Source organism: Rhodopirellula islandica (assembly GCF_001027925.1).
Lineage (GTDB): Bacteria > Planctomycetota > Planctomycetia > Pirellulales > Pirellulaceae > Rhodopirellula > Rhodopirellula islandica.
In genome coordinates, this window is the sequence record NZ_LECT01000041.1 from 1 (window position 1) to 14,120 (window position 14,120).

7 protein-coding genes are annotated in these 14,120 nt (G+C 58.0%); 3 read left to right on the top strand and 4 right to left on the bottom strand.

The genetic code is table 11. The annotated features are described in order from the left end of the window. Positions 1–509 precede the first annotated feature (509 nt). On the bottom strand, positions 510–3,644 hold the full coding sequence (locus RISK_RS19435; RefSeq protein ID WP_236696475.1) for a type II secretion system protein GspD: 3,135 nt from the start codon (positions 3,642–3,644) through the stop codon (positions 510–512). 675 nt (positions 3,645–4,319) lie between these two features. Continuing rightward, positions 4,320–5,351 (bottom strand): sugar phosphate isomerase/epimerase family protein, encoded by a 1,032-nt coding sequence (locus RISK_RS19445; protein WP_236696476.1) that lies wholly within the window; start codon positions 5,349–5,351, stop codon positions 4,320–4,322. 234 nt (positions 5,352–5,585) lie between these two features. On the opposite strand from RISK_RS19445, the gene RISK_RS19450 reads away from it, so the two are divergent. Further along, positions 5,586–7,310 (top strand): glutamine--tRNA ligase/YqeY domain fusion protein, encoded by a 1,725-nt coding sequence (locus tag RISK_RS19450; protein WP_047816056.1) that lies wholly within the window; start codon positions 5,586–5,588, stop codon positions 7,308–7,310. A gap of 358 nt (positions 7,311–7,668) precedes the next feature. On the opposite strand, the gene RISK_RS19455 is transcribed toward RISK_RS19450, so the two are convergent. Next, positions 7,669–9,201, bottom strand: coding sequence for a carboxypeptidase M32 (locus tag RISK_RS19455; protein ID WP_390173951.1), 1,533 nt, complete (start codon positions 9,199–9,201; stop codon positions 7,669–7,671). A gap of 83 nt (positions 9,202–9,284) precedes the next feature. After that, complete coding sequence (locus RISK_RS19460) at positions 9,285–10,964, bottom strand: hypothetical protein (protein ID WP_047815999.1); 1,680 nt, start codon at positions 10,962–10,964, stop codon at positions 9,285–9,287. Positions 10,965–11,152: 188 nt separating this feature from the next. Between RISK_RS19460 and hisD the strand changes: the two genes are divergently transcribed. Then, positions 11,153–12,535, top strand: a complete 1,383-nt coding sequence (gene hisD / locus RISK_RS19465; protein ID WP_047816057.1) for a histidinol dehydrogenase — start codon at positions 11,153–11,155, stop codon at positions 12,533–12,535. A gap of 201 nt (positions 12,536–12,736) precedes the next feature. Next, the gene (locus tag RISK_RS19470) at positions 12,737–13,996 is read left to right on the top strand and encodes a beta-ketoacyl-[acyl-carrier-protein] synthase family protein (RefSeq protein WP_047816058.1); all 1,260 of its coding nucleotides are present in this window, start codon (positions 12,737–12,739) and stop codon (positions 13,994–13,996) included. Positions 13,997–14,120 lie beyond the last annotated feature (124 nt).

A 14,120-nucleotide genomic window follows, 5' to 3' on the forward strand; every position in this document is an offset into this window, starting at 1 on the left:
GGGCGGAAGCCCCGAGAGACCGATGCCGGAAAACAAACGGTCGCCCCGGATGGGGCCGTCGTGGGAGTTGGGGGCGTCCCTCGCTCACGCTTCGGGTTGTGATGGGTGGTTGCTGCAGAAACCCGCCAAAACCCAGCACCAGAAAACTGCACGACCCCATTTTTTGGGAGGGTCGGGCCGCTTCGGGCCGGGGAGGGTTACGAGCTGGGTCCAATGCTGAGCCCTCCCCTCGCTCGACCCTCCCGAGCGGAGGGTGATGACAAACGCCTGGCAAGACAAGACGTCAAAACTGCATGACGTCTGCAAATGGGAGGGGGCGGAGCCTGGCGTGGATCTCGGACGCCACCACCGCGCATTAAAAAACGGTCGCCGCAAGTTCCGGAGAACTCGCGACGACCGTTGTGTGGTTGAGAAAAAGATCGATCATTGGAAGAAAACGAATCTCAGGTCACCTGAATCGAAAGCGGAAGGACGCTTCCGATTCTCAAGTTGAGAGATTCGAATCGCAATCAGCGACCCGGATCGAATCCGGTTTGGGCGATCTCTTCTTCTTCTTGGATGATGATCCGAGGTGTGACCATCATCATCAGACTGCTCGACTGACGACCGACCGCGGTGTTGCGGAACAATCGGCTGACGTAGGGGATCTTGCTGAGGAACGGCACGCCACGTTCGTTGCGGCCTTCGCTCATCCGTTTGATCCCACCCAGAAGAATCGTGCCGCCATCGGGAACACTCACGGTCGTGTTCACGGTGGTGAAGGCGAACGTTGGTTGTTGAACCGTCGTGCCTTGGTTGACGCTTTCTTCTTCTTGCTCGTCTTCTTCGTTGATCACGCCGTCACCGTTGGTGTCGACATTTCGACTGCTGGTGTTGCGGGTCGTGGAGTTGCCTTGGAACGTGAACTCATTCACTTCGCCAATTTGGCTGAAGGTTGGAATCAGCGTCAGGCGAACGAATCGTTTGTCTTCACTGACAACACCTTGCACGTTCAGTCGTGTGCCTTCGTCGAGGACGACGATGACGGGCTGCTGTGCGACGGCGAAGTCACCGACAACCGGAACGATACTGGTCACGAAAGGACGCGATGTCTGGTCTTGGATCGATGCGATCTGACCGTCGAACAACGTCACCTTGGGAGCCTGCATCACGTTGGTACGACTGTCACCCTGAGCGGCTTGCAAGAAGAAGTAAGCTTCGATGTCGCTCAAGATCGCGAACCCGAGGGTCGAGATCGCACCGGGGTCAGCACCAAAGGGTGGTGTGACACCGCTGCTGTTGTTGTCGAATCGGATGTCGAGGTCGGCCGTTGGCGTTCCGTCGGCGTCCAAGCCGATCGTGACTTCCGGTCCGCTGTCATCGCCTGGCAATCCAGGGGCGTTGTCATCGAACTGCAAGTCAAAGTCGATTCCGATTTGTTCGAAGAACGTGTCGGACAAGGTGATGAAGCGAACTTCGATTGTGATCTGCAAGTTCTGCAGACGGCGAAGCGATTCCAGCAAGTCAACGATTTGGTCGTGCACATCGCTCGTCGTGCTGACAACCAGCGACAAGTTTTGTGGGTACGGAGCCATCGTGCCGACGCCACCGAGGGCTTCCCACGATTCCGGTTCAATGGTTGTTTGAATCAACTGCATCAGTTGGCTGAAGTCAGCCATGGACTGACCACCCAAGCCGCCGAAGCTGCTGGGCGAACCCAAGCCGCCGGCCGAGCCGTAGCCGCTTCCGGTGTTGTATTGCCCCAACATGTTGGGGCTCATTGATGCCGAGCCATTGTTGCCGGCAAACCCGCCCAATCCTGACGCCGAGACAGGCACGACTTGAACGTCGGTCTGTGGGTTGATCATTTGGTAGGCGTTTCGCAACGCACCACGCAAACCATCGTCGTAACCGGTGACGAAGTTCGGGATGGGGGTGACCAAGTCAGCGACACGGTAAGTGCGACGTTCGACCATCGTGCGGCGAGCGTCTTTGCTGGTCACGTTCAGGACTTCGTTGTCGATGACGTGCGTCAGGTCGAGATCACCCAAGATGATGTTCAGAGCACTGTCCAGCGAAATTCGCGTGTTGATGTTCTGCGAAACCGGGGTCTCGCGGTTCATGCGAATCGAGGCCAGAGCACGATTGTCGATCACGATCGGCACGCCGGTCATGTTCGACAAGTCATCCAGGACTTCGCCCAATGGACGATCGCGATACTTGACTTCGACTTCCGTCGCGAGTTTTCGTTTGATCTCTTGTTCGCGAGGCGACAAGCTGGTTTCAGCGTTGCTCTGCAAGCGGCGACGCGACAGTTCTTCCCACGAACGAATTTCGGGGAAGGCAAACGGACGATCGGGATCGCCGGGGACTGCCGCTTGACCGATGGCCAGCATTTCGCGAACAAAACCGTCTTCGGCGCCGGCTTTGATTTCCTCATCCATTTGGATGCGAACGCCCATGCGGCTGCTGTGGAACATGCTTTGAGCGATCGGCGAACCGGGTTTCAGCTCACCGACTTGTTTTGCGATCACTTCGGCTTCGTTGAAGCGACGATCGTCCATCAAGTCATTGAAGGTCTCGACCAGCGATGAAATTTCATCGTCGATGCGAGCTTCTTTGGCGGCGTCGGTGGCCATTTCGGAGCGAACGGCTTCGTTGGCCAAGTCCAATTGGATCTCGGCACGATGCTGTTCGACGTAAGTCTTTTGATCCGACAACGCGCGGTCAACCATGGCTGCCAGCGATGCCTTGGAGGCTTCATCGATGCTGGCTCCTTCGACACGACGACGGAGGCGTTCCAGGTCGTCAACGGCGTCCATCGGAGCGTCCGTGCGTTTCTCGTTGGCCTTGGACAATTCCGTCGTGATCTCGCGATACAAGCGACGGGTTTGCTGTTGGGCTTCGAGGTCCGCTTTGTCCATCGCCGACAGGGGCTGACCCGCGGTTGGCGATGGCAAACGAGAGGGTTGCAACAAGGTCAACTTGTCTTGCAAAGCACGACGAGTTTGCGTGTCGAGCTCGGATTCAAAGTTCCAGGCTTTCACAAACGCTTGACGGGCTTCGGTTTTCTTGCCCTGGGACAACAGATCCATTCCTTCTCGGAACAGACGATCGCCTTGGGAGTTGCCCAGTGGTGTGGCAGCTTGAACCTGAGCGATGCCACCAGGAGCCGAGCTGGCACCGCCGGCTTGTTGCACCATGAATGGTGCACCGGCAGCGGTTTGGCCGCTGGTTTGCATGATCGGGTTGGCGGCTTGCTTGGCCAAAGCGTTCAAGTCCAAACCGGTCCGACGAGCGGCGGCTTGGGTATCAAGAAGCAATTGCCACGGGCGAGCGTCGCCCGGTTGGAATTCATGCTCTTTCAATCCAAAGGATTGGGCCTGGTTGGCCATCAAGTAAGCGTTTTTGACATCGCCTTTGTCCAACGCAGCTCGTCCGGCGGCGACCAATCGCAACGTTTCCGTGCGACGGATGGCCAACGGCAACGAGGCAGGCGATTCTTTCGAAGTCGCATCTGCTTTCGCGGACGAGTCGGTGGGTGGCAATGAGAATTGGGCCGAGGCGTTCGGGACTGCGACCACGGTCGACAGCAACGAGGCGATGGACAATGACACCAAAGGTCGGGTGACCTTGCGTCGCCATCGAGATTCCGGCGTTGACATCAAAGATTCCTTGGCAGAGGCCTCTGTAGCAGAGGCGCGTGTCGGCGAGGCCATCGAGTGACCCAATTCATCCTTGGCCTGTCCCTCAGGACATGACCGGTTCCGCCTGGGCGGATGATACGAGCGGTTCAACGCGACTCTCCTTCTTCGCGTGAGACATGAAATCCATAAAGTGCTGGAAAGCTCTCGCCCAGACTCACCATCGGTGGACTGGTTGTCGGCCGTGAACACCGGGGTGTCCCGCGTTTCGAACTGGTCTCCTCGGCAGAATTCCATCTTCCTGATGGAAATCCCCCAATGAGTCAGCACGAAAACCTTCCTAGCGAGGTTGGCAATACGAATTGCAGACAACCAGTGTCAACACGGCTTTGAGGGACTAAATCGAATTTTTGTCAAGCGGAAAACTCGATTGGCGCATGAAACTGCTCGCCAGCCGGTTTGCCAGGCTGGATCGGACCCCCGTACCGACGAGCCAGGCGGCTCCAAAGCAACCTGGTCTTCATCGGGAAACCTGCGAGACGGAGAATCGGCATCCCGCGAACCATTCGGGCCGAGCGACCCGCTTGGCAACGCACGATCAATTCCTGGCGTAGTGGATGAGGCCACGAATCCTCATGCATGGGACTCGTACGCCTCGTCCACTACGAAACCCGCCACTTGTTCATCGTGCGTGGCTTAGGCCAGTCGGGGACGCTCTCGCCCGAGCATTCGGTCCAGCGAATCGGACGTTTGATAGATCAACGCTTCGGGGAAATGGGCGTACGGGTGGAAGTACTCAAACGTGAGGTACCCGTCGTAGTCGATCGTCTCGAACGCTTCCAGGACGGCGGGCCAGTCGGTGGTTCCGTCCAGCAACGGACGAAACGCTTCGAGCGAATGGTCGGTTCCCTTTTTGGTGTACTCCTTCAAGTGCACGTTTTGAATTCGATCGCCCAAGATCGGAATCCAGTGCTCGGGGAACTGGTATTCCATGATGTTGCCGGTGTCGAAGTGCACTCGCACGTGATCGCTTTGGAAACTGTCGACGAACTCCGCCATCTCCATCGGTGACATCAAGAAACCATTGAAGAAGATGTTCTCCATGTTCAGCTTGACATTGAGTTTCTCAGCCTGGGGCAGCAGTTTACCAATCGCTTCGCGAGCCCGGCGATCGCAAACGTCATTGGGCGTCGGGTCGTGGTCCTCTCGCCAAGGCATGTGAACGGCGCCAGGCACGACCAGCAGGTTTTCGGTCCCCAGGTCGTGTGCCGCCTGTGTCATCTTGCCGGCCAGTTCCATCCCACGAGCCCGCTCGGCGGGATCGTTGCTGGTCAGCGGGTACGGCCAAAACAGGAACGAGCACAGGCCGCTGATCGCAATGCCGATGTCGTCGGCCAGCTTGCGAATCTCGGTGAACTCTTTGGTTCCCGATTTGGGTGACAGATCACTGTCGAGGTCGTAGTTCAGCTCGATGCCGTCGAAGCCAGCGTCCTTGGCCAGTTGCAGGCATTCCTTCAGGGACATTTTGTCAGGATAAGGAAACGCCCACAGGTTGATTGATTTTTTGAACTTGTACTTGGGCGGCGATTGGTTGACCGCTGCCGCGGCGGCGGCCGTTGGGGTGGAAGCCGATCCGGCGGCGACGGCAGCCCCGCCAAAGGCCGCGTAGCTCAACCACTGGCGACGATCGACGGACGGTTTGGAACGAGGGTCTTGGGCAGAATTCACGAGGCGGGTTCCTTTTTCAGCACCGGGGACAATGGAGAGTTCAAATAGCCTAACCGAACCCCCTGCCACCGTTGAGGAGGAGACGAGCCTGCCTGATTCGCAACCGTGGTTCCTTCCTTGAGCGGCCCCGTTCCTCGCGTTTGCGTCGAGGCCAATCGAGAGGAAAACGAAGCGTGGATTCCACCCTTTCAACGTTTCGGCTATCGCGTCACAATGCGGCTCCTTTTGATCCTTCTGTACCGGCGAATTGACGTGAACGCACCCGAACCATCTGACTCGGCTACCCCCGACAAAACGCCACCCAAGCATTTCATTCGCCAAGCGATCGATGCGGATTTGGCAAGCGGTCGCTTCGACGGAGTCGCCACGCGGTTCCCGCCGGAACCCAATGGGTACCTGCACATCGGACACGCGAAAAGCATCTGTCTGAACTTTGGTTTGGCCAAGGAAATGGGCGGCACGTGCAACCTGCGTTTCGACGACACCAACCCGATCAAAGAAGACACCGAGTACGTCGACTCGATCCAAGAGGACGTGCGTTGGTTGGGATTCCAGTGGGACAACCTGCACTTCGCCAGTGACTACTTCGACCAACTTTATGATTGGGCCGAACAACTGGTCCAAGACGGCAAGGCCTACGTTTGTGACCTGAACGCCGAAGAGACTCGCACCTACCGTGGCACGCTCACCGAACCAGGCAAAAACTCGCCGCATCGTGATCGCACGCCGGAAGAGAACCTGGAACTGCTGCGGGCGATGAAGGCGGGCAAGTTCAAGGACGGCGAGAAGACGTTGCGGGCCAAGATTGACATGGCTTCGCCGAACATCAATCTACGTGACCCGGTGATGTACCGAATCGCTCACGTGTCGCACCACCGCACCGGCGACAAGTGGTGCATCTACCCGATGTATGACTGGGCCCACGGGCAATCGGATTCGCTGGAAAAGATCACGTTTTCGATTTGCACGCTGGAATTCGAACACCATCGTCCACTGTACAATTGGTACTGCGAGAACCTCGGCATTCATCACCCTCGCCAAATCGAGTTCGCTCGTTTGAACATGACCTTCACGGTCATGAGCAAACGCAAGTTGTTGCAATTGGTGAAGGAGAATCACGTCACCGGTTGGGACGATCCTCGGATGCCGACCTTGGTGGGTTTGCGTCGTCGTGGCTACACGCCCGAATCCATCCGAGCGTTCTGTGCGGACATCGGCGTGGCCAAGTTCAACAGCACGATCGATGTTGTGCGGTTGGAAAACGCGGTTCGCGAACATCTCAATTCGGTCGCGCCGCGACGGATGGCAGTCTTGGACCCGATCAAACTCACCATCACGAATTGGCCCGAGGGCAAGGTCGAGATGATGAATGCGATCAACAACCCCGGGGATGAATCGGCGGGCAGTCGCGAGATTCCATTCAGCGGTGAACTGTACATCGAGTCCGAAGATTTTCGTGAAGAGGCGCCTCGCAAGTTCTTCCGGTTGAAGAAGGGCGGGGCTGTTCGTCTGCGGTCTGGCTACATCGTGGACTGTGAAGAGGTGGTAAAGGATGCGGACGGAAACATCACCGAAGTTCTGTGCACGTACGATCCCGAAACCAAAAGCGGCGAAGACACATCGGGGCGCAAAGTCAAAGGCACGATCCACTGGGTCAGCCGCGAGCACGCCCAGAAGGTGACGGTTCGGAATTACGATCGACTGTTCAAAGTCGAGAACCCGGACGCGTCTTCGGAGACCGGCACGTTCCTGGATCACTTGAACCCGGACTCACTGACAACGCTGACCGCACACGTGGAACCTGCGTTGGCGGAAGCCGCCGTTGGCGATCGCGTGCAGTTCGAACGATTGGGGTACTACGTCGTGGATCCCGACACCACCAGCGACGAAGTGGTCTTCAATCGCATCGTTCCGCTGCGTGACACCTGGGGCAAGATCGAGGCGAAGGGGAAGAAGTAGTAGGGCTGGGATTCTTCTTTTTTTCCGACTCCTGTCTTTCTTCATCCCGGTAGGGATGTCAGATGGTAGCCGGGGGTTGCTGCGAAGCAGCGTACCCCCGGAAAACGAGCCCCAGAAAAACTCTCCATCCCGCCGTGGCCGATGGCCACGGCGGGATGGAGAGTGGCGACGCGGATTGCGTGTCCGTCGGTGGCGCTATCGCTTACCGACGGCTACTCTCTGACATCCCTACCGGGATGAAAACTTGCGCAAACGAATACGCTCCACAACGCCTAACATTCAGCAGGCCAAGCTAACGCCCAATCGGCTGATATGAAGAATCGAAAGTCAACAGTTCGCGATGCCACTCATCGAGTGATCAGGCGAGGTCGTAGACTTGGCTGTAGCGGGTTCGCAGGCTTTGGATCAGCGGTTCGGCAGAGAGTGGTTTGCCGCTGGCTTGCGCAACCAGTTCATCCGCCGTGCGGGTGCGTCCAAGTTGATGGACGTTTTTGACCAACCACTCTCGCAGCGGCGCAAAGTTGCCCTCGCGAACCAGGGCGTCGATGTCGCCGAGTGACTCCTTCGCCGCGTCGTACAACTGTGCCGCCGCCAGGTTCCCCAGCGTGTAAGTCGGGAAGTAGCCGATCAAGCCCGCGCTCCAGTGAACGTCTTGCAGCACGCCATCGGCGGCCGAGGGGGGGCGAACCCCGATGACTTGTTCGTAGGCATCTGCCCAAGCGACGGGAAGATCGTCGGTGGAAAGCTCGCCACTGATCAGGGCTTGTTCCAGTTCGAATCGCACGATGATGTGCAGGTTGTAGGTGGCTTCGTCAGCTTCGACGCGGATCAGCGATGGTGAAACGGAATTGAAGCAGCGATGCAGTTCGGCGGAGGTGACGTTGCCGAGTTGCGCTGGGAAGTGTTGCTGGATCTGCGGGGTGAAGTGTTCCCAGAATGGAAGCGTTCGACCAACCAGGTTCTCCCACATTCGCGATTGCGATTCGTGGATGCCCAACGAAGCGTAGCTGCCCGGTGGCAATCCAAACCAATCCTCTCGCATGCCTTGCTCGTACAGCCCGTGCCCGGCTTCGTGCAGTGTTCCGAAGATGCTGGTCGGCAAGAAGTTTGGTTCGTAACGCGTCAGGATGCGACAGTCGGAAGGGCCGATCGTGGTGCAGAACGGGTGTGAGGTTTCGTCCAGTCGGCCGCGGTTGAAATCGAAACCGATCGCTTCCGCCAGCACACGTGAGAACGCTCGCTGAGCTTCGATCGGAAAGTCTTGGGTGATCAACGACGTGTCGACTTGCCGCGGTGAATCTTTGATTTCACCGATCAGCGTCACCAGTTCCGTTCGCAAGTCAGCGAAAGTTTTTGTGAGAGCCGCTGCTTTCGCACCCGGTTCAAATTCATCCAGCAACGCTTCGTAGACCGTTTGGTCGTCCGACTTCAGGAGCTGGCCCGCTTCTCGTTTGAGCGAAAGCATTTCGTCCAGGACAGGTTGGAACATCGCATAGTCGTCTGCCTTCCGGGCAGCGTCCCAGCGGCCTTGCCCGCGAACGCAACAGGATGCGGTTCTCTGAACCAGATCGCTGGGCAATTTGCACTGTCGCCGGTAATCATCGGCCAAGCACTTCAGCGTGGCTCCGATGTCACTGTGTGGATCAGACGCCGCGTCCCAGTCCGTCAGTGAGGCGAGTTGTTCTTCGATGACGGGAGCCGTTTGCAGGCTGTGAACGAGCCCTCGCAAGTGGGCGACTTGTTCAGCGCGATAGTCCGCCCCGCCGCGTGGCATCCCGGTTCGCTCATCCCACTCCAGCAAATCGGCGGTGGTGGAAAGCTTGGCTGCATCGCGAAAGGTTTGGCAAAGTGCATCGAACGTGGATGCGTGGTCGTTGGTGGTTTGGCTCATCTGGATGGTTCCCAAAAAAATCCCCGGCACAAATGGATGTGCCGAGGACGTTGTCATGTTCGCTGGTGTTTGACAAGCCGAGGTCAGTCCTCACTCGCCGGTTGGGAGTACAGAAAGAGGTTGCCAAATTGACCATGGGATCGAATGTCCCGTCCGTTCAGCAATGGTGATGTTCGTTGATTGGAGGGCAGCCATCGCGACAGAAACCAATGCTTGGAATGCGGTGTGTCCAAGCCTGATGATTGGACCGCTTGTTGCCATCCTTCCATCGGGGCAAGGGAACCAACTGCGTGAAGAAGTGTGTGCTTGCCTGGGGAGTAGGGCCCCCTGGCAGGCAGGGTCAGGTAGGTCGCGAGGTCCACGTCGGTGACCCGGCCCGTGATGGCTGGTTGCTCGATCAGGTCCCCGTCAATCCAAAGGTGATGTTGGATCGCGTCGTTGGGCCGGCTGTCCTGCGGTTGGGCCGAATCGGCGATCTGTTGCAGGGCTCCCCGCCAGTCTTCGTCTCGATAAACCCAATGAGTCGCGACGCTGGGATGGATCGAACCTTGCGACCAGACGATGGCAGCGAGGGAGGGGATTGCGATGAGAGGGGCAACCCATCGGGAGTGTGAATGATGGCGAAGCGATGCAATCCAGCCTCCCAGGCTGATGCAGCCGAGTGGCAGGCCTGCGATGAGGTAGCGACGTTGCCAAATCGGAACCCCGCCCCATTCAGACAGAAGCATTGCTGAGATGACAGAAGTCAGCAAAACGCCAAGCAGAAGGAGCGCGAAGGAGGTTGTCCGGTCACGGGAAATGATGGGTTTGGAAGCGGTCGTGACGCAGGCACGGGGCGGCTCGGGAGATGCAGGGGTTGGCAAGATTGTGAAGCAGAGCAGGACGATGCTGGTCGGAATGATCGTCCATCCCAACCAGGGCCACATCTTCCAAAACGCAAAGATGGAGTTGGGGCGACCGAAAGAGGACCAGGCTTCTCGGCGGTTCCAGATTTCATGTTGGTGATTGGCCAGCAGCAGCCCAGCAAGGATCCACAGTGACAACCAACCGGCGTGACGCCAGAGCTTGCGTTTCCGTTCAGCGGAGTTGTGGCGAGAATGAAACAGGTCGCTGGCCGTCAGGGCCGCGATCAAAGGGGCGAGCGTGATCAGGGAGGTGATGTGCATCAACATCGCGAAAAGCACGCTCGCGTGGAGCCCTGTCCAATCTCGTTTCAGGCCACGATCGGGGAAGGCCCAGAGTCGGGCAGCAAATCCGATTGCGAATGTGCTTCCTAGAATCACCGCGGCGTAGGGCCTCAGTTCAACGCCAAAGAAAGCGGCTTGTCGATCAATCGCCACGGCGATTCCAGCCACCAGAGCCGCGACCAGGCTGCCGTGGTAGCGGAAGGATCCCCAGACGATCAGGGCGGCCGAGAGGCTGACGCACCAGAGACTGGTGAGGCGGGGAAGGACTTCGACGGGGTAGCTCGCCCAGGGTTCAGGCCAGGGGATTTGTTGCCAAGACCACAGCAACCAGAAGTACAGCGGTTGCTGATTGCCCATTTTCGCCCGCGGAGCCACTTCGCTCCAGTCGTCGGCGATGCACCAAGCCGTGTGAAGCTCGTCGATCCAGAAACTCTCCGCCAAAAAGGGCCATCGAAGCACGAAGGTGAGGGCGAAGACTGCGATCACGGCCACCCATTCGATCGCGGAAACGCGACGTTTTTCGGGAAGCGATTGTGCTTCGGCTGATTTCAAAGCGGGTGTGGAAGGACGATTCATGGGCCAAGCCTAGCCCAAGGTTGTTGGCTCGGTAAACTGACAGGCTAGCTTTCTCGGCTGCATGAAGTGGTGAGCGGGAAAAAAGTGTCAGGTACCTTTTGTGCGAAGCACCCAGTGGGCCGTTCCGGCAAAAGGTACCTGACACTTTTTTCCCAGCCGCTTCCAAGTTGGTCGTCCCCTTCCTCCGTTTGTCCCGCGTCGCTGCTGTGCCTGAATTTTCAATCCAAACCGTTGACGCTCGTGATGCCTCCTCAGGTGATGCCGCGAAAACTCTGGCCGCCTTGCGTGAAAAGTTGAGCCCGCGTGGTGACCTGGTCAGCCCTCGAGGTCGCGAATTGACGTTGAAAGTTTTCGGCAAAGCGCTGACGCCCGTCGAAGTCGTCGAAACGATTTGCAACGACGTTCAGACTCACGGCACCGAGGCTTTGCTGCGATACACCAAGGCGCTCGATGGAGCCGAACTGACGGCCGAAACGCTGCGAGTGCCAGAGGAAGACTTGGAAGCCGCCCATGCCGCGGCGGATCCCAAGCTGATCGAGACCATCGGCCGCATTCGCGAAAACATCGCGACGTTTCAATCGGCGATTTTGCACCGCGACGTCACCATCACCCCGCGTCCCGGTGTTTCATTGACCCAGCGATACGTGCCGATTCCAAGGGTGGGAATCTGTGTTCCCGGCGGTGCCGCGGCGTACCCGTCGACGGTGATGATGACGGCGATTCCAGCTCAGGTCGCAGGCGTCGATGAGATTGCGGTGGTCGCTCCGCCGACCCCGTTTGGTGCGTACAACACCGACATGTTGGCCACCTGTCATGAGTTGGGAATCAAAGAAGTCTATCGTTGCGGCGGGGCTCAAGCGGTCGCCGCGATGGCGTATGGGTGTGATGTCTTGCCCGCCGTCGACAAAATTGTCGGCCCTGGCAACTTGTTCGTGGCCTTGGCGAAGAAGCATGTGTTCGGGACCGTCGACATCGACTCGTTTGCCGGGCCCAGCGAAGTGATTGTGATCGCGGACGATTCCGCGGACGCTTCGTTTGTTGCCTCGGATTTGTTGGCACAAGCCGAGCACTCGCCCGGTTCGGCGATCTTGATCACCTGGGATGAAACGCTGCTGAATCAGGTCAAAACGGAGTTGGCGAAGCAGTTGGAGCAACTGGAGCGTGGCGATTTGGCTCGCGATGCTCTGGCCGATTTCGGAGCCTTGATTTTGGCACGTGACGCGGATCATGCGTGTGTTCTGACGGATTCGTTCGCCCCGGAACACTTGCAGATCGAAACGCGTGAACCGGAATGCTTGATCGCAAAGATCCGGCACAGTGGGGCGGCATTTTTAGGCCACCACACTCCGGTCGCTTTGGGCGATTATGCGGCGGGGCCCAGTCATGTGTTGCCGACGGGAGGCACGTGCCGGTGGGCGGCCGGGTTGTCCGCCAACAGCTTTTTGCGGTCTGGCAGTGTGACTCAGTTCGATCGCTCGGCATTGGAAGTGATCGCACCCGATGTGATCACGGTCGCCGAAAAAGAAGGCCTGACCGCTCACGCTCGCAGCATTTCGATTCGGACCGAATGAGCTGCTGCAAAGCGGGATTTGACATGAGCATTGTGCTTGGCTCAACCAGTCCGTTGGGTCGGTTTTTTCACCGTTTGGGCGGGGCACTTCCCCGCAATTCCAAAATTCGCTCTGGCATTGCCCGTTGAGGAAACGACGTCAGATTGCTACGTTTTTGAGTTGCCATCCACGCACCAATCGCTCATTTTGGCCTCCATATCCGTGATCGCCCCTAACCTCGCATCTCAACTTCCCGACGACCAACGCATTGTCATCACCGGCGTCGGTCTGACTTCGCCCAACGGCAACGACTGGGGTTCCTTCCGCCAAGCTTTGCTGGAAAAACGCAGCGGGGTGCAGCCTTACGAAATCCGCTATTTCGGCGAGACTCTGGCCGGCGTGTGTGACTTCGACGCCAAAAAGTACCAGTCCAAAAAGGACATTCGGCGAGGCACTCGTGCCGGCAGCGTCGGTGTCTACACGGCTCGAGAAGCGGTCGCGCATTCCGGATTGGATTGGGAAAACGTGGACAAGGATCGGGTCGGCATTTACGTCGGCGTGACCGAACACGGCAACGTCGAAACCGAAAACGAAATCCATGTGATCAAAGGGTTCGACTACGACACAAGTTGCTGGTCGCACCATCACAACCCACGCACCGTTGCGAACAACCCCGCCGGTGAAATTGCACTCAACATGCAAATCACCGGTCCGCACTACACGATCGGTGCCGCCTGTGCCGCCGGCAACGCAGGCATCATCCAAGGTGCTCAGATGCTGCGGCTGAACGAGTGCGATGTGGCAATCGCGGGCGGAACCAGTGAGAGCATTCACACGTTCGGGATCTTCGCCAGTTTCAACAGCCAAAACGCGTTGGCGACCCACGCCGATCCGACCCTCGCGTCTCGCCCATTCGATCAAAAACGAAACGGCATCGTGGTTGCCGAGGGCGGGTGCCTGTACACGCTCGAGCGACTCAGTGACGCGAAGGCTCGCGGAGCCGAGATTCATGGTGAGTTGGTCGGTTACGCGATGAACACAGACGCAACCGATTTCGTGTTGCCCAATCCGGAACGCCAGGCCCAATGTGTTCAGAAGGCTCTCAAACGAGCTGGGTTGGAAGCGGACCAAATCGACATCGTCAGCACACACGCGACGGGAACGAACAGCGGCGACATCCAAGAATGTGCCGCTCTGCGAAGCGTGTTTGGAAAATGCGAGAACGTCCGCATCAACAACACGAAGAGCTACATTGGTCACGCGATGGGCGCTGCCGGGGCGCTGGAGTTGGCTGGCAACATGATGGCCTTCCGCGATCAAGTCGTTCACCCGACGATCAATGTGGATGAACTGGACCCCGAGTGCGATTTGCCAGGCTTGGTGCTCAACGAGCCTCAAGAGAAAAAGCAGGTGGATTACATCCTGAACAATTCGTTCGGGATGCTCGGCATCAACTCCGTGGTCATCGTCGGCCGCGTTTGATTTCGGAGTCGTTCCGCCACTCGTCAGGGCTGAGGCGGCATCCCCATTTCAAATTTGCAATTGTCACTTTGCAATTTCAGTGCTTGGCCCTCCCCTCGCTTTGCTCGACCCTCCCAGGGGGAGG